General features: G+C 68.5%; 22 protein-coding genes. 17 read left to right on the top strand and 5 right to left on the bottom strand.

What is annotated here, in order from left to right:
• Positions 1 to 61 precede the first annotated feature (61 nt).
• Together ACWD3E_RS04165 and ACWD3E_RS04160 are read left to right on the top strand one after the other, a co-directional pair.
• A complete protein-coding gene (locus tag ACWD3E_RS04165) occupies positions 62 to 1810 on the top strand; it encodes an MFS transporter (protein ID WP_451385976.1) in 1749 nt (582 codons plus the stop codon).
• Between the two features lie 178 nt (positions 1811 to 1988).
• On the top strand, positions 1989 to 2642 hold the full coding sequence (locus ACWD3E_RS04160; protein ID WP_451385975.1) for a class I SAM-dependent methyltransferase: 654 nt from the start codon (positions 1989 to 1991) through the stop codon (positions 2640 to 2642).
• Between the two features lie 100 nt (positions 2643 to 2742).
• Here ACWD3E_RS04160 and ACWD3E_RS04155 read toward each other — a convergent pair whose 3' ends face one another.
• Both ACWD3E_RS04155 and ACWD3E_RS04150 read right to left on the bottom strand, forming a co-directional pair.
• Positions 2743 to 3945 carry a site-specific integrase gene (locus ACWD3E_RS04155; RefSeq protein ID WP_451385974.1) on the bottom strand — a complete coding sequence of 401 codons (1203 nt, stop codon included), beginning with the start codon at positions 3943 to 3945 and terminating at the stop codon, positions 2743 to 2745.
• On the bottom strand, positions 3938 to 4480 hold the full coding sequence (locus ACWD3E_RS04150) for a helix-turn-helix domain-containing protein (RefSeq protein WP_451385973.1): 543 nt from the start codon (positions 4478 to 4480) through the stop codon (positions 3938 to 3940). Before ACWD3E_RS04150 ends, ACWD3E_RS04155 begins: the two co-directional genes overlap by 8 nt.
• 143 nt (positions 4481 to 4623) lie before the next feature.
• Between ACWD3E_RS04150 and ACWD3E_RS04145 the strand changes: the two genes are divergently transcribed.
• From ACWD3E_RS04145 to ACWD3E_RS04080, 14 genes are all read left to right on the top strand, one after another.
• Complete coding sequence (locus ACWD3E_RS04145; RefSeq protein WP_451385972.1) at positions 4624 to 4821, top strand: helix-turn-helix domain-containing protein; 198 nt, start codon at positions 4624 to 4626, stop codon at positions 4819 to 4821.
• Positions 4818 to 5072, top strand: a complete 255-nt coding sequence (locus tag ACWD3E_RS04140; RefSeq protein WP_451385971.1) for a DNA-binding protein — start codon at positions 4818 to 4820, stop codon at positions 5070 to 5072. Before ACWD3E_RS04145 ends, ACWD3E_RS04140 begins: the two co-directional genes overlap by 4 nt.
• 77 nt (positions 5073 to 5149) lie before the next feature.
• Entirely contained in the window at positions 5150 to 5665 is a 516-nt protein-coding gene (locus tag ACWD3E_RS04135; RefSeq protein WP_451385970.1) for a hypothetical protein, read from the top strand.
• Positions 5662 to 6708: an AAA family ATPase gene (locus ACWD3E_RS04130; RefSeq protein ID WP_451385969.1), complete on the top strand. Its 1047-nt coding sequence runs from the start codon at positions 5662 to 5664 to the stop codon at positions 6706 to 6708. Before ACWD3E_RS04135 ends, ACWD3E_RS04130 begins: the two co-directional genes overlap by 4 nt.
• A 270-nt stretch (positions 6709 to 6978) precedes the next feature.
• Positions 6979 to 7287, top strand: a complete 309-nt coding sequence (locus ACWD3E_RS04125) for a hypothetical protein (protein ID WP_451385968.1) — start codon at positions 6979 to 6981, stop codon at positions 7285 to 7287.
• Positions 7288 to 7299: 12 nt separating this feature from the next.
• On the top strand, positions 7300 to 7602 hold the full coding sequence (locus ACWD3E_RS04120; protein WP_451385967.1) for a hypothetical protein: 303 nt from the start codon (positions 7300 to 7302) through the stop codon (positions 7600 to 7602).
• Entirely contained in the window at positions 7599 to 7766 is a 168-nt protein-coding gene (locus ACWD3E_RS04115; protein WP_451385966.1) for a hypothetical protein, read from the top strand. The genes ACWD3E_RS04120 and ACWD3E_RS04115 overlap by 4 nt, the downstream gene beginning before the upstream one ends.
• 330 nt (positions 7767 to 8096) lie before the next feature.
• Positions 8097 to 8570 (top strand): hypothetical protein, encoded by a 474-nt coding sequence (locus ACWD3E_RS04110; protein ID WP_451385965.1) that lies wholly within the window; start codon positions 8097 to 8099, stop codon positions 8568 to 8570.
• A 289-nt stretch (positions 8571 to 8859) separates the two neighbouring features.
• Positions 8860 to 10284: a phage major capsid protein gene (locus ACWD3E_RS04105; RefSeq protein WP_451385964.1), complete on the top strand. Its 1425-nt coding sequence runs from the start codon at positions 8860 to 8862 to the stop codon at positions 10282 to 10284.
• A gap of 607 nt (positions 10285 to 10891) precedes the next feature.
• Positions 10892 to 11104: a hypothetical protein gene (locus ACWD3E_RS04100; protein ID WP_451385963.1), complete on the top strand. Its 213-nt coding sequence runs from the start codon at positions 10892 to 10894 to the stop codon at positions 11102 to 11104.
• Positions 11101 to 11385, top strand: a complete 285-nt coding sequence (locus tag ACWD3E_RS04095) for a hypothetical protein (RefSeq protein ID WP_451385962.1) — start codon at positions 11101 to 11103, stop codon at positions 11383 to 11385. Before ACWD3E_RS04100 ends, ACWD3E_RS04095 begins: the two co-directional genes overlap by 4 nt.
• Complete coding sequence (locus ACWD3E_RS04090) at positions 11382 to 11681, top strand: hypothetical protein (protein ID WP_451385961.1); 300 nt, start codon at positions 11382 to 11384, stop codon at positions 11679 to 11681. Before ACWD3E_RS04095 ends, ACWD3E_RS04090 begins: the two co-directional genes overlap by 4 nt.
• 113 nt (positions 11682 to 11794) lie before the next feature.
• Positions 11795 to 12277: a hypothetical protein gene (locus tag ACWD3E_RS04085; protein ID WP_451385960.1), complete on the top strand. Its 483-nt coding sequence runs from the start codon at positions 11795 to 11797 to the stop codon at positions 12275 to 12277.
• A gap of 3 nt (positions 12278 to 12280) precedes the next feature.
• Positions 12281 to 16480 (top strand): phage tail tape measure protein, encoded by a 4200-nt coding sequence (locus ACWD3E_RS04080; RefSeq protein WP_451385959.1) that lies wholly within the window; start codon positions 12281 to 12283, stop codon positions 16478 to 16480.
• 35 nt (positions 16481 to 16515) lie between these two features.
• On the opposite strand, the gene ACWD3E_RS04075 is transcribed toward ACWD3E_RS04080, so the two are convergent.
• Positions 16516 to 16896 carry a DUF6415 family natural product biosynthesis protein gene (locus ACWD3E_RS04075; protein ID WP_451385958.1) on the bottom strand — a complete coding sequence of 127 codons (381 nt, stop codon included), beginning with the start codon at positions 16894 to 16896 and terminating at the stop codon, positions 16516 to 16518.
• Positions 16897 to 16999: 103 nt separating this feature from the next.
• Positions 17000 to 18211: a helix-turn-helix domain-containing protein gene (locus tag ACWD3E_RS04070; protein ID WP_451386488.1), complete on the bottom strand. Its 1212-nt coding sequence runs from the start codon at positions 18209 to 18211 to the stop codon at positions 17000 to 17002.
• Positions 18212 to 18467: 256 nt separating this feature from the next.
• Between ACWD3E_RS04070 and ACWD3E_RS04065 the strand changes: the two genes are divergently transcribed.
• Entirely contained in the window at positions 18468 to 18911 is a 444-nt protein-coding gene (locus ACWD3E_RS04065; protein ID WP_451385957.1) for a hypothetical protein, read from the top strand.
• A 156-nt stretch (positions 18912 to 19067) separates the two neighbouring features.
• Here ACWD3E_RS04065 and ACWD3E_RS04060 read toward each other — a convergent pair whose 3' ends face one another.
• On the bottom strand, positions 19068 to 21218 hold the full coding sequence (locus tag ACWD3E_RS04060; protein ID WP_451385956.1) for a zonular occludens toxin domain-containing protein: 2151 nt from the start codon (positions 21216 to 21218) through the stop codon (positions 19068 to 19070).
• Positions 21219 to 21222: the final 4 nt, after the last annotated feature.

The raw sequence follows: 21222 nt of genomic DNA, 5'->3' as shown, positions 1-21222 counted from the left end.
GGAATAGTTGCCTGTGCATACGAGGTTTACCGAGCACTTATCTAACGGGAGGCCTCACTCAATGACCCACACGTCGACCGAACAGCCCGGCAGGAAGGTCAGCGGGGCCGTGGTCCCGGTGCTCGCCTTCGCGGGCATCACGGTCGCGGTGATGCAGACCCTGCTCGTGCCGGTCATCAAGGACCTGCCGCAGCTGCTGCACAGCGCGCCCAGCAACGCCACCTGGGTCCTGACCTCGACCCTCCTGTCCGGTGCCGTCGCGACCCCGATCATGGGCCGGCTCGGCGACCTGTACGGAAAGCGGCGCATGCTGATCCTCAGCCTCGCCGTGATGGTGGTCGGCGCCCTGGTCAGCGCGGTCACCAGCCAGCTGCTCACGATGATCGTGGGCCGTACCCTCCAGGGCTTCGCCATGGGCGCGATCCCGCTCGGCATCGGCCTCATGCGGGACATGCTGCCGCGCGAGAAGCTCGGCTCGGCCATGGCCCTGATGAGTTCCTCGATCGGCGTCGGCGGCGGCCTCGCCCTGCCCGCCGCGGCCCTGGTCGCCCAGCACACGAACTGGCACGCCCTGTTCTACGGCGCCGCCGGTCTCGGCGCGCTCTCCATCGCCCTGACCCTCCTCGTCGTCCCCGAGTCCCCGATGCGGGCGGAGGGCACCTTCGACCTGCTCGGCGCGCTCGGCCTGTCCACCGGTCTGGTGCTGCTCCTGCTGCCGATCACCAAGGGCAGCGACTGGGGCTGGTCCTCCGGCACCACGCTCGGCATGTTCGCCGCGTCCGTCGTCGTGCTCGTCCTGTGGGGCATGTACGAGCTGCGCGTCGACGCCCCGCTGGTCGACCTGCGCACCACCGCCCGCCGTGAGGTGCTGCTCACCAACCTCGCCTCGATCATGGTCGGCGTCAGCTTCTACGTCGTCTCGCTGGTCCTGCCCCAGCTGCTGCAGCTGCCCACCGCCACCGGCTACGGCCTCGGCCAGTCCATGGTCGTCGCGGGCCTGTGCGTGGCCCCGCTCGGCCTGACGATGATGTTCACCGCACCGGTCTACGCCCGCCTGTCCGCCCGCTACGGCCCGAAGTTCACCCTGATCACCGGCCTGCTGATCATCGCCCTCGGCTACGCCGGCGGCCTCGGCCTGATGGACGCGGCCTGGCAGACCATCGTCACGTCCGTGGTCCTCGGCGCGGGCATCGGCCTCGCCTACTCCTCGCTGCCCGCGCTGATCGTCGGCGCGGTCCCGGCCTCGGAGACCGGCGCGGCCAACGGCCTGAACACGCTGATGCGCTCCATCGGTACGTCCGTCTCCAGCGCCGTCATCGGCATGGTGCTGGCCAACACGGCGAACAACGTGGGCGGGATGGAGATCCCGACCATGCACGGCTTCCGCGTCTCCTTCCTGATCGCCACGGCGGCCGTCGCGGTGGGCCTGCTGCTCGCGGTGTTCCTTCCGAAGGCCGCCCGGCCGGCTCAGCAGCAGCACACGCAGCTGCGGGCCAGCAGCGAGGAGGACGCGAACCTGGAGCACGCCGAGGAGGTGCTGCGTGGCTTCCGCGGGCGGGTTCTTGACGCCGATGGTGTTCCGGTCGGCCGGGCCAAGGTCACGTTGATCGACCATCGGGGGCGGCAGGCGGGGGCCACGGTGTCCGCGGAGGACGGCAGCTATGCGGTGGCCGTGCCCGCGCAGGGTGCGTATGTGCTGGCCGCGAAGGCCGACGGGCACGGGCCGCTTGCCTCTTCTGCGACGCATTCCGGGGAGGAGCAGGCTGTCGATCTGGATCTCGCTCTGCCCGGGGAGACTGTCAGCGCGTAGAGCTCGGCCGGTTCTGCCGTCTGGCGGCGGACGCGCCGTCGTGGCTGGTCGCGCCCACGCGGCGGAGACGCATATCGATACAGTCCCGCGCCCCTCCAGCCCGCACCCCCTGTCGCCCAAGCGACCGGGGGTGCGGCAGCATGGGCGACCAGACAGCCGTACGACTGAAAGGCCCCCCATGGCGCCCACCGCCCCCAAGCCCGAGATCCTGGCCGCGTTCGAGGCGGCGAAGGGGTTCATGCCCGTGGACGAGGGGCTGGCGCTGTACGCGGCGGCGGTGGAGGCCGGGCGGCTCGGACTGCCGCTGCTGGAGGTGGGCACCTACTGCGGGCGGTCCACCGTCCTGCTCGCCGGCGCGGCCCGGGAGGCCGGGGTCACGGCGCTCACCGTCGACCACCACCGGGGCAGCGAGGAGCAGCAGCCGGGCTGGGACTACCACGACCCGGAGACGGTCGACCCCGAGCTCGGGCTGATGGACACGCTGCCGACGTTCCGCCGGACGCTGCACCGGGCAGGCCTGGAGGAGCACGTGGTGGCACTCGTCGGCCGCTCCCCGCAGATCGCGGCGCTGTGGAACACGCCCCTCGGTCTCGTCTTCATCGACGGCGGCCACACCGACGAGCACGCGAGCGCCGACTACGCGGGCTGGGCGCCGCACGTCGCCGAGGGCGGCCTCCTCGTCATCCACGACGTCTTCCCGGAGCCGGAGGACGAGTTCACCGGGCAGGCGCCGTACCGGGTCTATCTGCGGGCGCTGGAGTCCGGCGCTTTCACGGAGGTCTCGGTGGCCGGGTCGCTCCGCGTCCTGCGGCGAACCGGAGCGGGAATCTGAGGCCGAGGTTAGAGTCGCTGACGTGCTGTAAGGATCCGGAAGTCTTCCCAGCTCAGCGGCTATTCAGTTGGTGATGTGAGAGACCGAATCTCACGATTTCTCACACAGGGGTCTCGGACGGGCCGTCGGCGACGCCGAGAAGTTCGTTCAGGTGGACCACCGCGGCGCCCATGTCGGCCGCCGTCGGATGGACGTACCGCTTCTTGGTGAAGCTGGCGTTAGTGTGGCCGGCCCACGCGGCGAGGATGACGTCCGGGACGCCGTTCACCGCGAGGAACGTCAGACAGCTGTGGCGGGCGTCGTACAGGCGCACCCGCCGCAGCTCCAGACTGGCCATCAGCCGGTAGGCGTGCTCTCGCAGATGCCGGGGCGTGAGGGCCTGGCCCAACTCGTCGACGAACACGTAGCCCGAGCCGACGTAGTACTCGCCGACCGTGGCCCGCTCCGCCTCCTGCAGCACCTTGAAGTTCATCAGGGCCAGCCGGACCGGCTCGGGCAGCGGCAGCGTGCGTTCGCCGGCCTCGCTCTTGGTGTCCTTCTCCAGGATGCGAGCGTTGCGGATCATCGTGCGGGTGTTGGCCACCTCAAGGACGCCCGTCTCCAGGTCGATGTCCTGCTGCCACCGCAGGCCGGCGACCTCGGCGGGCCGCAGGCCCATGCATGACAGCAGCAACGGGGCGAACAGGCGGTCCTCGCGGATGCCGACGACGAACGCCTTCACCTCGTCGACACCCCATGGCGCGGGCCGCTGGTTGTCCCGGCGGTCCTGCTTGCGGGCCTTGCGCGGCACGGTCACGTACTCGGCGACGTTCCGGGCGACGACCCGCTTGCGCACCGCGTACCGGAGGGCCGCACGGAGCCGGCCGAGGACGCCGTCGACAGTCGACGGCCGCAGCCCGGTGCCCTTCGGACCGCCGCGGCGCCGGGCCTCGGTGAGCAGCCACGTCACGAACTCTTCGATGTGCTCCTCGGTGAGTTCCTGGACCCGCAGCGACCCGAGGCGGGCTCGAATGTGCGTCAGCCTGTTTTCGTAGCCGTCGACGGTCGACTCTTCCAGGTCGCCGTCCTTCGCCTCCATGTAGGCGTCAAGCAGCTGGTCGACGGTCATCTTGGTCGGCACGATCAGCTGGCCGGTGCGCCGCTCGTTGAGGATGCGGGCCCGCTCGTCGCGACACTCCGTCTTGGTGTCTCGGGTGATGGTCAGCTGCTTGCGTTTACCGTCCGCGTCCTTGCCGACGTCGATGACCGTGCGCCAGCGCACATCACCGTTCTGCAGGACGACCCGCTTGATCGGGTCAGCCATCACCGCCCCCTTCGTCAAAGCCCTGGAAGCGCTCTTCGAATGCCTTGCGCTGCTGCTCGCGGCCACGGTTCAGGCCGACACTCCGCGTGGAGTTCCAGCCGGCAGGGCGCGAGTTGAGCGCGTAGTCCAGCCACTTCGTACCGTCCGGGTCACTCTCGGGGTCGACCAGCGGACAGACACCGTCAGCCCATCCCCATGCCAGCCATCCCGGGACCTTGCCCGCCCCGGTGACTTCCGCTTCGGGGGCGATGCGGCGAGCGTCGTCGTGCTGCAGGAGAAGCGAAGACGGGTTCACGTTCAGGACCACTGCAAGCGCCGTCAGGTCGTCGACGTCGACGCGCCTGATCTGCTTCTTCGTGTCCTCCTCGGCGCCATTCTCGATCTTGTTGATGGCGTCCTGGCTGAGAGGGCGACCGACGGCCGCCAGCGCTTCGGACAAAGCCCGAAGGCTCATCCCGCGCTCTTTGCGTAGCCGCTTGAGGTTCGCGGCTACGGCTCTTCCTGTGGCACCCAACTCGATACGTCCTGTCGTCATGATCTCGATGCTATCTATCGAGATCTTCTCGAAGTTCGTCTAGATCTTGCGGATGGGTTCCGCTCTGCCTTACAGTCGTCATCATCACGCAGCATCACGAGATGATGCAACCCCTTGTCGAGAAAATCTCGAAAGGAGCGACGATGGAGATCGAGTGGCTCACCCCTCGCGAGGTGGCCGCAAGGCTTCGGGTTCACGTCGGAACCCTCGCCAACTGGCGCTATCAGGGCGTCGGACCCAAGTACACGAAGCTCACCGACGCGCCCAGCTCGCCCGTCCGGTACAGGAAGACGGACGTCGACGAGTACATGCGCCTCATGGAGCGAGGTGCGGCTGCATGACGAAGCCCGCCCACCTCGCGGCACAGACCGAAACTCGGCCGACCCTCGCTGAGGTCACGCAGTGGCCAGCCACTTGCAGCGTGCGCCAGGCGGCTCTCGCCATTGGCTGCAGCCCTACGCATCTCGCCGCCCTGATCCGGCGCGGCGAATCCCCCGTCAAGACCGTGCCGCTCGGCAGCAGTAAGCGCCAGATCGTCATCACGGCAGACCTGGTGCGCCTGCTCTCCGGGGAGGACCGAGGAGCCGCATGACTGGACGCGAAGAGACCCGCCAGGGGCAAACTGGCGGGTCTCAGGAAAACCTCGCGGCGGGCGAAGCTGACGCCATCGTGGCACAGGTTCGCCGTCGCCGCGAAGCCGCCGGACGGTGCGAACCGCTCGACTGCGGTCACCAGGACCCCCACGACTGCGACGCCGCACGCTGCGGCCAACAGGGGGCCCAGCAGGACCCCAGTCCCGACCCGGAACCGCCAGACGTCGACCCGGACGCCATCACCGAACTCTGGGCCAACGCCAAAGCAGCCTGGTGCGCCCGCGACTTCCCCAAGTACGGGTCACGCGACTGGATCGCCCTCGACCCCGAAGACCCCCGCCGACTCGCAGGCGCCCTTGAAGCCTCAGAGCTGTGGCGGAAGTACGGCGATGAAGAAGAGCTCATCGCCTGGCTGAAGAACCTCGGCCGGCCGGTCAATCTCGTCGACACGCGCAGCCGAGCCGAACTCGACGCCCTCGCCAAGCCCAAGCCGCCCCACCAGCTGCGCGCTACCCCCGGCTGGCCACCCATCCGCGTACCGGGCAAGCCCGGCCGGTACCTCACGTACACCGAAGCGAGGTCCGCAGCGTGACCGACGCGACCGTTGCCCGCATGGCGGACCACCCGCCGCCGCTCTCGCTTGCACCAGAGCCGGAGCAGGCGGAGGTCGGTCCGTTCAAGATGGGCGGCGCGTTCTTCCAGAACGTCCCCGCGACCCCGCCAGCTGTGTGGGGAAGCGGCAGCGAAGTCCTGTGGGCGGAGGGCGAGGCTCTCCTCGTCGCCGCCCCGCAGGGCGTAGGAAAGACCACGCTCGCCCATCAGATCATCCGAGCCCGTATCGGGCTGCAGGAGAACGTCCTCGGCTATCCGGTCACCCCCGGCCGCCGCGTGCTCCTGCTGGCCATGGACAGGCCCTCGCAAACTCGCAGAGCGGGCCACCGGCTCTTCGCCTACGACGACCCCGCCGTACTCAATGAGCGGCTGGTCGTCTGGGAGGGGCCGCCACCGTTCGACCTGGCCCAACGCACCGACATCCTCGCCGCCATGGCTGAGAGGGCACAGGCCGACACCGTCGTGATCGACTCGCTGAAGGACGCCGCAGTCGGGCTGTCCGACGACCAGGTCGGCGCTGGGTACAACCGGGCCCGGCAGAAGGCGCTCGCCGAAGGCGTCCAGGTGCTGGAGCTGCACCACCTCGTCAAGCGGGGCGCCAACGGCAGCGAGCCGAACACCATGGCCGACATCTACGGCTCCGTATGGATCACGTCCGGCGCAGGCTCCATCGTCCTGCTGTGGGGCGAGGCTGGCGACCCGGTCATCTCGTTCCGGCACCTCAAGCAGCCTATGGACGAGGTAGGTCCGTTCCATCTGGCCCACGACCATGCCTCCGGCCGGACCACGGTCATGCAGTCCACAGACCTGCTGGAGATGGCTCGCGTAGCGGGACCCGAGGGACTGACCGCCCTAGCCGCAGCGGAGGCGCTCTTCGAGTCGAAGAAGGTCTCTAAGGCGCAGAAGGAGAAGGCTCGCCGGCGCCTGGAGAAGCTCACCGAGGGCGGGAAGCTGTGCAGGGTCGAGCCCGCCTACCCGGGCGGATCCGCCACGTACTACCCCGCGACTGAAGGTGTCGCATGAGTGCCCGCAGAGGTGCACGCATGGGTGCACGCACGCACTTCGGCGTGCACCCCGCACGCAGCGCACGACGGGTGCACGACTCCGAGAAACCCGCAGGTCACAGGTGCACGCAGAGGTGCATGCAGTGCACGCGGCCTAGGTACACGTTTTCACTCCCCCCTTTAGGGGGGTGAAACGTGCACCCCCCTCGCGACACAAGATCACCAAAGCCCCCCACTTCCTCCCGTTGCTGCCATCTCTGGCGGCCACCACAGACCAGGAGTTACTGACATGACCGAGCAGACCGTCATCGAGCTGGGCGACACCCGCAGCACCACGTACACCGTGCAGACCATCGCCGTCAGCACCGGCCGGTGCTGCGCCGAACACGGCAGCTGCGGCAAGCCCGGCGTCATCGCCGTCCGCAACACCATCGACCAGCAGCGCCCCGCCGAGTCCAGCACCCACCGGATCACGCTGTGCGCCGACCACCAGGACGGCGCCGCCCACATGCACAGCGTCTGGGTCGCCTCCGCCCGCGAGATGCAGGACCCCGCCAAGCGGGCCGCGTTCCTCGCCAGCGCCGGCATCACCGACTGACCAGGAAGCGCCATGGCCAGTCACGTTGAGCAGCAGATACAGGCCCGCATCGCGCGGGTGAAGCACGAGCAGGCAGCGAGGCGGCAGCAGCGGGCCGAGCTGGACGAAGCCAGGCAGGCCGGCCTCAAGGCCAGGCGCACGGCCAAGCTCAAGCGCCGCTGCGCGGTGTGCGACCGCCCGCTGACGAAGGGCCGCGGCCGGCCGTGCGTGCGTGGCTGCGGCGTCTACCTCTGCCGTGCACCACACCGACCGCAGTGCACCGACGTGCACGGCGGCCAGTGCTCCCACCTCAACCCACCGGAGGACGCAGCATGACCAACCAGCAGAGGATGCGTGCCCTGCTCGACCAGCGTGCCCAGCAGGCCAGGCGCAGGGACGAACAGCGCACGAGCAGGCAGACCAACGCCCTCGCCCGCGGGATGTGGTGGGCGACCAGGCGCAGCAGCAAGATGCGCAGCAGGCAGCGGAGGTGCTCGTGAGCCGGCGGAGAGTCGAAGTCGAGATGGGCGGGGCGGAGATCCTGGCGACCGTCGCAGCGTTCGCCCTGGATCCGAGGTGTCCGGGCTGCGGAGGGCCGGCGAACCTGCAGACCGACCGCGGGCGGCTACAGGTGGCCATCGACCACGCCAGGGACTGCCCGCACGCCCGGGATGGGCAAAACCGCAGGTCAGAGGCTTGAGCGCCAGCAAGATCGGTTTCTTTCCTTGATCGTCTGGCGGCCCCGCCCACAGTCGTTTCGTTTCTCCCCGCGAAGAAAAATCCCCAGGGAAATGATCATGAAGCCCTGGAAGCTACCAAGGAGTACCTGAATGCCATCCAATGCCCGCTCGCGCGGCCGAGGCGCTCTGTCGACCACGCAGCGCGGCTATGACGGCGAGCACCGTAAGGCTCGGGCGAAGGCGCTGAAGCAGCTGCAGGACGGGGAGCCGTGCCCGTTCTGCGGGCGGCCGATGTACCCGGAGCAGGATCTCGACTACGACCACGCGGTGCCGTTGGCCGTGGGCGGCGGAGGCGGTGAGCGGCGGCTGAGCCACGCCTCCTGCAACCGGGCGGCCGGCGCGCGGCTGGGGAACCGGATGCGGGCCAAGGGGCAGCGCTCTGTGCAGCCTCCGGCCCCTCCGTCGCCGCCTCCGCCGGATGGGGCACTGTGCTCCCGGTGCGGATGTCCGATGGAGGGCGGCCAGGCCCGCCAGTCCGATGCCTCCGCGTTCGGCGGCAACACGATGTGGCGGCACGCGAGTTGCCCCATCCGGTACCTGTCGGTACCTGCCGACCGGCTCTAGCGGCGAATTCTGGAACCCGTACACGTTGCGAGAAGCATGGGTGCGGGGTCCGGGCGCGGACGGCCCAAAAGGACCGATGTTGCTAGCACTTTCGCGCTAGCACGTTTCGGCGTACCGTGATCTCAGCTCCATTCGAGCAAGTCCCCTGGCACTGGGGGTTGCTGGCAGGCCTGGCACTGGCCGCGCGGATGTTGAGCGAGTCCTGGCACTGGACGACGAACCGTCAATCCAGCACCGCCGAAGCCCTGGCACTGGGAAACGCGATGCGTACACCCACCAGGGGCTACCTGTGTCCGTACAGTCCAATCCGCACACGTCCGCGATGTTCCAGCGGCTGATCGCGAAGCGCGAGCAGACGGCGAAGAACCGTGAGACTGCCGTCGCCAAGCGCGCGGCCATCGTGTCTCTCGCTGATGAAGAGGCCCGCGAATACCTGCATCCCGAAGAGGACACGGAGTTCCGCGAGTACACCGCTCATATCAAGAGGCTCGACGAGGAACTGCGGCATCTGGATGAGCGCATCACCGAGCTGTCGGAAGAGGCCCAGCGCTCTGCGACGCTCACGGAGGGCGCCGCCGCGGTGAAGCGGGCCGCTGCCCGTGTCGAGTCGGTTCGTGAGGGCCGCACCTACGATCAGGGCAACGGCCATTCGTACCTGCAGGATCTGATGCGGGTCCAGCTGAACATGGACGCCACCGGGGAGGCTCGGGAGCGTCTGGCACGGCATGCGCAGGACGTGGCCGAGGCTGCCGCAAGCCCCGAGTACCGCGACCTGAGCCGTACCGATGGGTCCGGGGGTTTCGCGGTCCCGCCGCTGTGGCTCATGTCGCAGTACATCGACCTGGCCCGCGCCGGCCGCGCCTACGCCAACCTGTGCAACGGGCAGCCGCTGCCTCCCGGCACCGACAGCATCAACATCCCGAAGATGTCGACGGGTACGGCGACGGCCATCCAGACCGCGGACAATGCGGCCGTGCAGGAGACCGACCTCGCCGACACGTCGGTGCAGGCCCCGGTGCGCACGATCGCCGGCCAGCAGGATGTTGCCATCCAGCTGCTCGACCAGTCGCCGATCAGCTTCGATCAGGTCATTTTCCGTGACCTGGTGGCGGACTACGCGACGAAGCTGGACGTGCAGGTGATTTCCGGGTCCGGCTCGTCGGGTCAGGTCACGGGTATCCGCTCGACCTCGGGCATCACCACCATCACCTACACGTCGGGGTCGCCGACGGTGGCGGGCGTCTACTCGAAGATCGCGGATGCGGTGCAGCGAGTGCACACGCAGCGGTTCATGCCGCCGACGGCCATCGTCATGCACCCGCGGCGTTGGGCGTGGTTCCTCGCTGCGTCGGACAGTGCCGGCCGTCCGCTGGTGGTGCCGGACGCTGGTAACCCGATGAACGCCGTGGCGACGCTGGGCGCGGTCGCGGCCGAGCAGGTCGTCGGCCAGATGCACGGTCTGCCGGTCGTCACCGATCCGTCGATGCCGACCACGCTCGGCGCGGGCACGAACGAGGACGTCATCCACATCGTCCGTGCGAGCGACCTGCTGCTGTTCGAGTCCGGCATCCGTTCCCGCGTGCTGCCCGACGTCGGCTCCGGCAACCTCACTGTGCGGCTTCAGGTATACGGCTACCTCAGCTTCACAGCGGCGCGCTATCCCGCAAGTGTGGTCGAAATCGGCGGCAGTGGTCTCGTCAGTCCCAGCTTCTAGCCTCTGACCTGCGGGTTTGGATGTCGGAGGCTGGGCACCTTCGGGCCGCTGGAGTGCCACCCGTCTGTACCGGGTCCAGTGGCAGCACCCGTTCCCGCTGGCCGCGACTCTGCCGCGCGGCCCAGCCAGCCGGGGATCCCCATTCCTCCTGGGCGGGATCCCCGGCCGGCCCTCCGGCTGCGCCGGCCGCTTGAGCGAGCCAGCCGGCGCTCTGGGCGGGTGTCAATCGCGCTCAACCATGCGCGCAAGGGCCGCCATGACCTCGCTGCGACCAGCGGGCGAGCGGATTCCTGCACCCGCCCTCAACTAACTGAATTTGCGCATGTTGTCGCCGTGACGTTGCGTGCTACCGTCAACATCAGGTAGGCGTATTCGACCTTGGACCGCGTAACCGCGTCGCCACGGCATCGACTTGGGGGCACCCGGTCGGTGACCGCTCTGGACGCGGCGAAGCACACAACGGGTTGGGGCGTAACGCGGAAGTTGGCATTGCTCGGCCGCCGGTTGCATACAGGCGCCGGCCGTAGGCACCTTCGGGTGTGGTGGCGAGCGGGCTCCCGTCGAGACAGCAGCGCGAATGCGCGGTCTTCGATGAGGAGCCTTTCTCATGTCCGAGCAGTCCCGTACCGCGGCGGCAGTGGCCGCCAATCAGCGCTACGCGGCCGAACGCAACGCCTCAGACCCGACGAAGCTCGGGCGGGCTGTGCGCGTCGTACAGGCCGCCCTGGAGCGCCGCACGCTCACCCTGTCCGATCTCCTGCCGACGGGGCTCGCAGCCCCTGTCGAGGTGCGTTCCGTCAGCGGCGGTGAGAGCCGATGACGTGGAACGAGTTCCTGGAGGCCTGCCAGGAGTGGCTGGACGGCCGCGACGAAGCCACGCGGGCGGCGTACTGGGAGGTCCGCCGTAAGGCAGGCAACGACTACCACGTGCTGGAGTACGAGGATCTTGCCCGGCGGGCGCGGCACGACGCAGGTGTCCAATACGAGCTGACGGTGCCGCGTCCGGAGTGGAACGGGGAGCCCGGTGGCGGCAACAACGCCCGTCTGCGGTACGTGACCGAGGCCGATGTGGCCGCCGCACAGTCGGAGGTTGCCGCATGAATCCGGTGGAGTACGCGGCCGGCGACGACCCGCTGTACGGGGCCAACCCGCTGCGGATGCGCGGCATGTTCCCGCCGCACTGGGGCGACGTGCCCGCCGGCCCGTCGGCCCTGCGTTGCTGGATCGAGAGCAACGCGCTGCGGGACGGCGCGGCCAAGGGTGACCCGCCGACGATTCGCGCCGTGCTGGAAAGGCGCCGTGAGGACCCGTCGATAGTCCGTGAAGAAGCCCGTGTTGCTGCCGCCAATCGGCTGCGCCTCGAACGCCTGGCGCTGCTGCGCCGCGACTGCCCCTGATCCAGGGGCGGGTGTAGCGCGCCTGGCTGCGCGTAAGGACCGCCATGACCCAGCCTCCCAGGCGAGCGGATTCCTGCACCCGCCCCTCACCACTTCCGTGAGAGGCCCCAAGCATGGTCGCCGATTTCGAGGTCCGCACCTCGAGCGAGCTGAAGCGGCTCGCCAAGAAGCTGCGGCAGCTGGACGAGAAGGAACTGAAGAAGCGGCTCACGAAGGAGCTGCGGGCCGCGGGCAAGCCGCTGGTACCTCGGGTTCGGTCGGCCGCGCGTGCCACCCCGTCCAAGCGGCCGTACCGGCCTGACGGCCTGCGCGGAACGCTGTCGAAGGCGGTCAAGCTGCAGGTGCGCACGTCCGGCCGGGATGCGGGCGTCACGTTGCGGGTCGATGGCCGCAAGATGCCCGCCCACATGAAGGCCCTGCCGAAGTACATGGAGGGCAAGAAGAAGCCCTGGCGGCACCGGGTCTACGGCCGGGACGTGTGGGTGACGCAGGAGCCGCACCCGTTCTTCTACAAGAGCTTGCAGGCGTCCGGCCCGTTGGCACGGGCCGCGGTGAACCGGGTCGTCGACGGCATCAAGCGCGATCTGGAGAGGTGACCGATGGCTACTTCGGTGCGCTTCGACCTGATCGGGCGGGACCGCGCGTCCGGCGCCTTCGACAGGGTCGGCAGGAAGATGACCGCTCTGGAGAAGCTGAGCGGCAAGGTCGGTACGGCCATGAAGGTCGGGCTCATGGCCGGTGCGACCGCCGTGGCCGGCATCGGCGCGGTCTCCGTGAAGTCGGCCGTGGACTTCCAGTCGTCCATGATGAAGATTTCGACGCAGGCGGGCGCCACCCGTCAGGACGTCAAGACGCTCAGTGAGCAGGTGCTCAAGCTTGGCGGGACCGTGCAGCAGGGCCCCCAGCAGCTGTCAGAGGCCCTGTACCACCTCAAGAGCGTCGGCATGGACAACGTCGACGCGATGAAGGCCCTGAAGACCGCGAGCGACCTGGCTGCGGTCGGTCACGCCGATTTGGAGGCCACCACCAACGCCTTGGCGGGCGCCTGGCGTACCGGCATCAAGGGCGCCACCAGCTTCGGTAAGGCCGCGGCGACCGTGAACAGCATCATCGGCGCGGGCAACATGACCATGGAGCAGTTCACCGAGGCCCTGGCATCTGGCATCCTGCCCACGGCCAAGACGTTCGGGCTCAGTCTCACCCAGGTCGGTGCCGCGTTGGCGTTGTTCACCGACGAGGGCGTGCCGGCGGCCGACGCTGCGACCCGTCTGCGCATGTCCATCTCCCTGCTCGGCGCCCCGTCGGGTGCCGCCGAGAAGCAGCTGCACAAGATTCACCTCACCGGCCTGCAGCTGGCGAACGCCATGCGCTCGAAGGACGGTCTCATCGGGGCCATTCAGCTGCTGAAGGACCACCTCGACGCCTCCGGGCTGTCGGCCGCGCAGCAGTCACAGATCCTGTCCCGCGCGTTCGGCGGCGGCCGGTCGTCGGCGGGCATCCTGTCGATGATCTCCAACCTCGACGTGATGAAGAAGAAGCAGGACCAGGTCAACGGCTCGACGGGGAAGTACGCGGACGCGGTCAAGGCGCAACGCAGGACCGCGGAAGCGCAGTGGAAGCGCTTGAAGTCCGCCCTCGAAACCGGGTCGGTGCGCCTGGGCACGGCACTGCTGCCGCCGTTGACGAATTTCGTCGGCTACATCAACAACAAGGTCGTCCCGGCCGCCGAGAAGATCGGCTCCCATCTCGGTGACTTCATCCCCATGGGCAAGCTGAAGGCCGAGTTCAGCAGCGCTGAGAGCGTCGTGGGGGACTTCCTGAAGGGCCTCACGGGCATCAGCGACATGCCGTCGGTGAAGGTGCCCACCCCGGTGCTCAAGGGGCCGGAGATCCCGAAGGGGATGATGCCGGGCGAGTCGGATGCGCGGAAGTTCGGCGAGACGATCCGCAAGGTCGGTACGCACCTCGCGCAGGAGCTGAAGCCGCTCGCCACGGCCGCGCTCGGCATCTCGAAGGCATTCGGCACGATCGTCATGAAGACCCCGGCGCCCGTCTTCCAGACCATCGTCGACGTGATGATTGCTACGGCCATCACGCAGAAGATCATCGGTCTGGGTACCGCCTTCAAGGGCCTGGCCGTGGCCATGAGTGAGAGCTGGGTGGCAGCCACCGGGCCCATCGGCCTGATGGTCGGGGGCGCAATCGCGATCGCTACCGCGTTCGGCACCCTGTCAGGCAAGACGAAGGGTGTCACCGACTCGATCGTCTACTTCGGTCAGGCGGTCGGGTACGCGGTCGGCGGCATCTGGGACGCCCTGAAGTGGGTGTTCTCCCCCTCCGGGGGCCTGGCAGACGCCATCAAATCCTTCAACGGCTGGATAGCCGGCATCGGCGGGGACATCGTCCACGGCATCGCGCAGGGCGCCAAGAGTGCCTGGCATGCCACCGCCCACTGGTTCACTTCGACGCTGCCGCACCAGATGCTGAACTGGCTGGAGCAGGGCTTTGGGATCGCTTCCCCGTCGAAGCTGATGATGCCGGTCGGCTCGAACATCATCCGCGGCATTCTCGTGGGCGCCCTGAACGTGGCCAAGGGCATTGGCGGCTGGCTCATGAACCATGTGAAGTCGCCGGTGCTGAAGTTCTTCTCCGGTGCGGGCGGCTGGCTGTACGGCAAGGGCTCCAGCGTGGTCTCCGGTTTCCTATCCGGCCTGTGGTCGGTCGCCAAGGGCATCGGCGGCTGGTTCAGCAAGCATGTCCACTCGCCGATCTCCGGGTCCTTCTCCGGGGCCGGCCGCTGGTTGTACGGCGCGGGCGGATCGCTCATCTCCGGCCTGGTCGCGGGCACCTGGTCCTGGCTGGCCAAGAAGGGCCACGACTTCACATCGTGGGCAGGCCGGATCAAGAAGAGCATCGTTTCGGCCGTCGTGGACGTCTTCAAGATCGGGTCGCCGTCCAAGGTGATGATGGAGTACGGCGGCTGGATCATGGCGGGCCTGCAGCACGGCATGCTGCAAGGCCATGACGCGTTGAAGACGGTCGCAAAGTCCGTGTTCAAGAGCCCTCTGGACGCTGCCGAAGCCGTGCTCAAGAACGGTGGCAAGGTCGGCGAGAAGTGGCTGGCGAAGCTTGGTGGTGCGCTCGGCCTCGGTGACAGCAGCGCCGTCGGTTCGGCCCAGCAGTTCGCGCAGCTGGCGATGAAGTCTTACGGCTGGGGGCCTGCTGAGTGGCCGGCGCTGAAGGCTCTGTGGCAGCGGGAATCTGGCTGGCGGTGGTGGGCGCGGAACCCCAGCAGCGGCGCCTACGGCATCGTGCAGGCGCTCCCGCCGGAGAAGATGGCGTCGGCAGGGCCGGACTGGCGGACGAACCCAAATACCCAGATTCGCTGGGGTCTGTCGTACATCAAGTCCCGGTACGGCTCGCCGACTGCGGCGTGGGCGCACGAGACGAACATCGGCTGGTACGCCAAGGGTTCGGGCGGCGCCGCACCGGGCTGGGCGTGGGTCGGTGAGCGGGGACCGGAACTCATCAACCTGCGTGGCGGCGAGACGATCCTCTCCAACCCGCAGTCGATGAAGGTTGCGCAGGCTGCGGGCATCAAGCTGCCCGGCTACGCGTCCGGCACCATCATGAACGCGGCCGACCGGGTGAGCCGGGACAAGAAGAAGGTGGAGGACGCCAAGGACGCGCTCGCCGACGCCAAGCGGCGGAAGAAGGGTGTAGCGGCGGCGGAGAAGAAGCTTGAGGCTGCCAAAAAGGAACTGAAAGCGGCGGAGATCTCCCTGGCCAACGCCAAGCGGTCGGCGAAGACTTCGATCGCCAACACGATCGCCACGGGGCTTGTGAAGACGCTGTCGACCGGCACGAGCAGCGCCATCGCCTCGGCCATCAAGAGCCTGGCGACGAAGCTGCTGAATGCGGGCTACACCGGGACCGCCCACGGCGTCATGCAGAAGGGTGTCCAGCTGGAGAGGCTCGCCGACCGTCGTGATTCGATCCAGAAGAGGATCGCGGAAGCCAGCCAGTACGCGGCCGACCAGGCCGGGAACGTCAAGGATTTCCTGTCCATCAGCGGCACGAGCGCACTGAGTGTCGGTGGCCTCATTGCCCAGATGACGCATCAGCAGAAGACGGCTTCCAGCTTCGTGGGGCTCACCAAGTCCCTGAAGAAGCAGGGAGCGTCCAAGGAGCTGCTTGCCCAGCTTGCAGAGGCCGGCCCCGGCAGTCAGCTCGCCGCGATTCTGAGCCAGAAGGGCCTCACCGCTGCCGACATCAAGAAGCTGAATCAGCTGACGGCATCAGGCAGCAAGCTCGCCACCAACTTCGGCAAAGACATGGCCGACATGATGTTCGACTCCGGGAAGGACGCCGGAAAGGGGTTCCTCAGCGGGCTCAAGAGCCAGGAGAAGGCGCTCGCCAAGCAGATGGCCAAGCTGGCCACGGACTTGGTAGCGCAGATCAAAAAGGCGCTGAAGATCAAGAGTCCGTCGCTGGTCTTCCGCGATGAGGTCGGTAAGAACGTCGTCCTCGGCATGGTCCATGGCATCGACATGCACAGCCACCTCGTCGGCGCCGCAGCCCAGCGGCTTGGTGACATCACCGCGTCGGCCGGGCGGCGGGCAGCTATCCGGGCAGCAGTCCGGGCCCGGCCGACGGCAGCCCTCGCATTCGGTGGCGGCGATGGCACCCCGCAGGTCACCAACGTCACGAAGAACGTGACGATCAACCTGCACGGCGCCAAGCAAAGCTCCGCTGAGCAGGCGATGGACGTCGCCCGGCACCTCGCGCACGTCGGCTGACGAGCCACCAGGGGCGGGTCGGGTTGCCGAAGCGGCTAGGCGCCCCGACCGCCGAGGTTCTCGTAGTGGTCGCACAGGGCGTTGACCGAGCGGGCCAGCTTCATCGCGACGGACATGCGCACGGGCCCGTTGTCGCCGACGCCCAGTCGCAGCCGCATACGGGCCTCACCTACACCGGCCAGGGCGCATGCCTGCGGTACGTCGCCCTTCGGCAGGGTGAGGGTCATCGCCTCGATGACGGGGATGAGCAACTGAAGGTGGCCGCGCAGGGTCAGCTGCAGCGTCTCCAGCTCACCGGGGCCGATCGGCTTCGCGTCCTCGGCGAGCAGCCGGCGGGCCGTGGCGCGCATGGTGGCGATGTCCGGCGGGGGCTCCACAACTACGGTCGCCTCCTGTGCGGTCTCATTGCTGGCCATGCTGCACTCCCCGGCATCAGTGATCGCTTCGTCACTGACCGTAGAAGCGCCGGAAACGGAGAAGGGGCAGGATTCCTGCCCCTCGCTCACGTGTGCGAACTGGTCAGGCGGCTAGCAGGCCGAGCTTCACCGCGAGTTCCGAGGCCCGGCGTCGGCGCTCCGGCTGCTTCGCCTCCGTCTCCTCCAGCACGATCCTGCGGGCGTACCCGTTGTACTTGATGGTCTCCGGTGCGGCCTCGTGCGCCTTGGCGAGCGTCGCAAGGGCCACGTCCGGCTGTCCGTCCAGCTGGTAGCCGCGGGCCTCCTCGATGCGGTGCCGCGCCCGCCGCGGCCTCGAAGGGATGGTGACGGCGTCCGCTTTCGCGGCCTGCCGTACCGACTCGCCGCCGGCCCGCAGTTCCACGGCCACGGTCACGGCGTGCGCGCCCATGATGGCCCGAGAGAACGACGTCACCGGGTGGTAGTAGTCGGTGGGCAGCTTCTTCGCGGTCTTCTCCGCCTTGTCCCACCACGCCCATGCGGTACCGGTCTCGCCGCGGCGTGCCGCCGTGTACCCCGCCTCGAACTGCAGGGCTCCGGCAATGGCGTGTACCGGGTCGCTGGCATCGGGCAGGCGCGGCTCCAGGTAGCGCAGCGCCTCCATCGTGACCGCGTCCGCCGCCTCGAAGTGCCCGGGACCGCCGTCCCGATGGGCCTGCGCGGTCAGCCATGCGGCGACCCCGATGGCGTGCGGATCCTCGGACTCCTGAGCGGCGACCATGCCGCGTTCGGCGACCCGCCAGAGCAGGGCCGAGTCGGGTTGGTAGGCGACGAAGAACTGGCACAGGCTGTACACCTCGGACAGCACCGCCTGAGCGGCGCGCCGGTCGGCGGCCGTCTCCGTCTGGCGGACGGCGAGTTGAGCGTCCCGGATCAGGTCCGGTAGCAGCTGGCCCACGACTTCCCGATGGTTGGGTGCCTGGTGGCGGGCGGTCCAGGCGCGGGCGAGCCGGTGCTGCAGGTGTGCGGCGGTGGGCGCCTGCCGGTCGGCGGTGAGCGGGAAAGCGTCGACGGCCGCGCGCACGGCAGGCAGGCAGGGATGCCCAGGGCCGATGAACAGGTCGACGTGCAGGGACTGGTCGCCGGTGAGGTCGGCGAGATCGCGGACGCGGAGAACCTCCGCAATGCGTAGGATCATGGGAAGTTTCGGTACCTGAATCTGTCCGGCCTCGACCTGCTTGACCCATGACGGGGACTTGTCGAGGAAGCCGGCGAGGACGGTGCGGCTCATGCCGCGTCGCTGGCGCAGAATCTGCATGCGTTGACCGAACGCCATCGGTTCGGCGAACGGGTCCGGGGTAGCATCTGAAGACGTCACGGCCTTGCCCCTCTCCTGTACAGCTCACCACTGCCAGGGTATGGGGCGAGGCCACTCTCATGTGATGGCCTGTGAAACGCGAAATGCCCCTGCGCCCAGGGCCTGCTGCTCGGCGCCGCCTCAACGGGTCACAGTCAGGCAACACGCCCCCGCTGCTCGCGTGCAGGTGCCACTGTGTTGCCGCACTTCGCACAGCCGAGAACGAGGGGGGCCCGTGCGCCGCATCATCCTGCCCATCGCCGCCATCCTGCTCACCGCCGCATGCGGCTCCGGAGGATCGGACACCGCGTCGAAGCCGGCGCACGCGCCGACCCCGCGGGCCACACGGAGCAGCCATTCCGTCACCGCGCCCACGCCCAGCCCGTCCCATACGGCCAAGCCGAAGCCGAAGCCGTCTCACTCGAAGGAGTGCTCGCCGACGCGGGACGTCATCGTCTGGTACAAGGTGCCGGGCATGCCCGACAGCGCACAGGTTCTCGGCAACTACTACCTGGGGACCTGCGAGACGACGTTCCAGTGGCTGCCGAAGGCGTCACCGACGACGCCCGGCACCTGCACACAGGCGGCGTGGGCGAGCGACAACCCGGGCTACAACGCCGACGCCACGCCCGCCAAGCGGCTGAAGAACGTGCAGGTGTCCGTCGGCCCTGCCTGCTGACGTCTTCGAGGGAGGGACGCAAAAAGGGGCGCCCAGAAGCCCGTTTCCGGGCCTCCGGACGCCCCTTCGGCGTTGCCTCCCTTGCCTCCCTGGAAGGCTGTTTGTGCAGGTCACTCCGAGGGAGGCTGTACAGGGATGCGGTGAGGGAGAACTCCCTCAGATCTCGTCGGCTCCCTCGTCTTCTTCGTCCTCGGCGAGCCGCTCGAGGATGGCGTCCTGGACGCGGTCGCGGGCCACCATCGACTTGCCGCCGGACTTGTACTGCTCGGCCCCGTAGGGCTCCAGGGCACTCTTCAGATCGGCGAACCCCCACCCGCGGTAGGCGTCCGGGTTCCGCTCGGCGAGCCGCTGCAGAACCTCCTGGGTGAGCATGCGCGGCTCGTCGCCAATGACGGCCGCGACGTCGGCGAGCGGGTCGGCTGGCTCGAACGTCGGCTCCACCGCGGGCCCGGTGCCGTCGTACAGGCCCATCGCCCGCTCGACCACCGGCGTCACCTCGTCGATGCCCTTCTCCTCGTCACGCGCGACGTAGTACGCGCGGATCACCTCGAACGGCTTGCTGGTGAAGCCGTAGGTGACCGCGGTGCCGATGTCCTGGCCGGGAACCAGCTCGGTCGCCCGGATGCCGGCCTTGTACTTGCCGGAGCCGAGCAGGCCGTCGTTGGCGACCTGGTCGCCGACCGCGAACGCCACACGATGCGACGTGTTGCGGGTGACGTCCCGCGGGATGCTGTCCGCCGTCGGCGACACGGTCACCCAGATCAGGGTGATACCGACCTTGCGGGCCTTCTTCATCACGCGAATGGCCAGCTCAGCGGCCTCTTTGCCGTAGTCCTTGTCCATGAACAGTTCGTGGCACTCGTCGAAGACGACGACCCGGGGCCGCATCCGCGTGTCCTTCAGGGCCATCTCGCGGGTGAGCTTCGGCGACTTGCCGCCGAGTTCCTCCAGCAGCTTGCCGCGCTCGGTGACCTCGGTGGTCAGGGAGCGCAGCCGGTCCAGGGCGGCCTTCAACTGCTCCTTGTCGTCGCCCTTGACCAGCGTCTTCAGGCGCGGCTTGAGCGGGTCGTAGTCGATGTTCGTGGCCATGACGTACACCTCGGCCTCAACGAGCGGGTCGAGGATCGCGCCGAGCAGCAGGGACACGACGATGGACGTCTTCCCGGAGCCCATGATGCCGCCGACGATCCAGTTCTTGGCCATGAGCTGGCCGATGATGGGCTCGCCGCGCTGGGAGACGGCGACAGGCACGCCCTTGAAGTAGTCGGTGGTTCCCTCCTTGAGCAGCGGCCACGGCGGCACCGGGCCGGACAGGGAGCCCTGGTCGGCCACCCACAGGTCGAGGATGCCGGGTTGGGTGGGCGGCTCGGTCGGCCACACCTCGACCGGCTTGCGCATCAGGTTGTGGGCCAGCACCTTCTTCTTGCCGTTGACCATCTCGACGGGTACGCCCTCGGGCAGCTGCAGCTGGGTGTGCCAGCCGTTCCCGGACCGGGTTGTCGGCTGCACCCAACGGGGCCGCCAGCCAGCCTTTATGGCCTTGTTCAGCGGGGCGATGCCCAGGTTGCCGAGCGCGCGCATGATGGCGTTCTCGTCGGGGACGACGTCCCGCTCGTCGCCGCCGTCGACCGGCAGCGCCCAGCTCGGGGCGGAACGCTGGTTGCGGCCGACCGCCCACACTCCGCCCAGGGCCAGCCAGGGCAGCGCGAACAGCAGCGGATCCCAGATCACGGACACGATCCACGCGACCATGCCGATGAACCCGATCACAGCATTCAGCGGGGCCAGGACGTCATGCACGTCGTGGTTCGCCCAGGCCAGCAGGATGCCGATGAACAGCAGCAGCCCCGTGCCGGCGACGGCCGCGGAGAGCAGCGCCTTCGGTGCGTTCAGGGCCAGCTGCAGGAGCTCCATGCGCCGCTTCTGCCGGGCTGCCCGGTAGCTGCTGATGCGCTGCTCCCACTCGCGGACGAGTTCCTCGTTGCCGCCGGCCTCGGCGATGCGCATCATCCGCTCATATCGGGCCGCGGTCCGGCCGTCCCAGGTCCGACGTGCCAGGATCCGGGTACCGCCCCATAGGTAGGAGCCGTGGCGGACGGTGAACCGGTAGGCGGGGTTCGTGCGGGTCTCGACGACGACACGGCGCAGCGAGTCGATACGGACCCGACGCCGCGGCGCGGCCGTCTCCTTGCTCGGCTCCACCGCGGCCGGAGCCAGCGCTTCAGCGGTCGTCTCAGGGGCGAACTTGAGCAGGGACACTTGCGGCTTGACGTGCCCGTTTACCCGCTCCGGGACGGTCTGGGTCATGCTG

The organism is Streptomyces sp. NPDC002676 (assembly GCF_053592455.1).
The sequence above is the reverse complement of the archived record's forward strand: the minus strand, read 5'-3'. Positions and strand labels throughout refer to the sequence as shown.

What these genes read in the sequence shown, in the direction of transcription:
- ACWD3E_RS04145 (WP_451385972.1), top strand. Translation starts at nt 4,624, where the DNA reads ATGGAGATCGAGTGGCTCACCCCTCGCGAGGTGGCCGCAAGGCTTCGG.
- ACWD3E_RS04090 (WP_451385961.1), top strand. Translation starts at nt 11,382, where the DNA reads ATGAATCCGGTGGAGTACGCGGCCGGCGACGACCCGCTGTACGGGGCC.
- ACWD3E_RS04125 (WP_451385968.1), top strand. Translation starts at nt 6,979, where the DNA reads ATGACCGAGCAGACCGTCATCGAGCTGGGCGACACCCGCAGCACCACG.
- ACWD3E_RS04100 (WP_451385963.1), top strand. Translation starts at nt 10,892, where the DNA reads ATGTCCGAGCAGTCCCGTACCGCGGCGGCAGTGGCCGCCAATCAGCGC.
- ACWD3E_RS04095 (WP_451385962.1), top strand. Translation starts at nt 11,101, where the DNA reads ATGACGTGGAACGAGTTCCTGGAGGCCTGCCAGGAGTGGCTGGACGGC.
- ACWD3E_RS04140 (WP_451385971.1), top strand. Translation starts at nt 4,818, where the DNA reads ATGACGAAGCCCGCCCACCTCGCGGCACAGACCGAAACTCGGCCGACC.
- ACWD3E_RS04155 (WP_451385974.1), bottom strand. Translation starts at nt 3,945, where the DNA reads ATGGCTGACCCGATCAAGCGGGTCGTCCTGCAGAACGGTGATGTGCGC.
- ACWD3E_RS04150 (WP_451385973.1), bottom strand. Translation starts at nt 4,480, where the DNA reads ATGACGACAGGACGTATCGAGTTGGGTGCCACAGGAAGAGCCGTAGCC.
- ACWD3E_RS04120 (WP_451385967.1), top strand. Translation starts at nt 7,300, where the DNA reads ATGGCCAGTCACGTTGAGCAGCAGATACAGGCCCGCATCGCGCGGGTG.
- ACWD3E_RS04075 (WP_451385958.1), bottom strand. Translation starts at nt 16,896, where the DNA reads ATGGCCAGCAATGAGACCGCACAGGAGGCGACCGTAGTTGTGGAGCCC.
- ACWD3E_RS04110 (WP_451385965.1), top strand. Translation starts at nt 8,097, where the DNA reads ATGCCATCCAATGCCCGCTCGCGCGGCCGAGGCGCTCTGTCGACCACG.
- ACWD3E_RS04160 (WP_451385975.1), top strand. Translation starts at nt 1,989, where the DNA reads ATGGCGCCCACCGCCCCCAAGCCCGAGATCCTGGCCGCGTTCGAGGCG.
- ACWD3E_RS04165 (WP_451385976.1), top strand. Translation starts at nt 62, where the DNA reads ATGACCCACACGTCGACCGAACAGCCCGGCAGGAAGGTCAGCGGGGCC.
- ACWD3E_RS04080 (WP_451385959.1), top strand. Translation starts at nt 12,281, where the DNA reads ATGGCTACTTCGGTGCGCTTCGACCTGATCGGGCGGGACCGCGCGTCC.
- ACWD3E_RS04070 (WP_451386488.1), bottom strand. Translation starts at nt 18,211, where the DNA reads ATGGCGTTCGGTCAACGCATGCAGATTCTGCGCCAGCGACGCGGCATG.
- ACWD3E_RS04060 (WP_451385956.1), bottom strand. Translation starts at nt 21,218, where the DNA reads ATGACCCAGACCGTCCCGGAGCGGGTAAACGGGCACGTCAAGCCGCAA.
- ACWD3E_RS04085 (WP_451385960.1), top strand. Translation starts at nt 11,795, where the DNA reads ATGGTCGCCGATTTCGAGGTCCGCACCTCGAGCGAGCTGAAGCGGCTC.
- ACWD3E_RS04115 (WP_451385966.1), top strand. Translation starts at nt 7,599, where the DNA reads ATGACCAACCAGCAGAGGATGCGTGCCCTGCTCGACCAGCGTGCCCAG.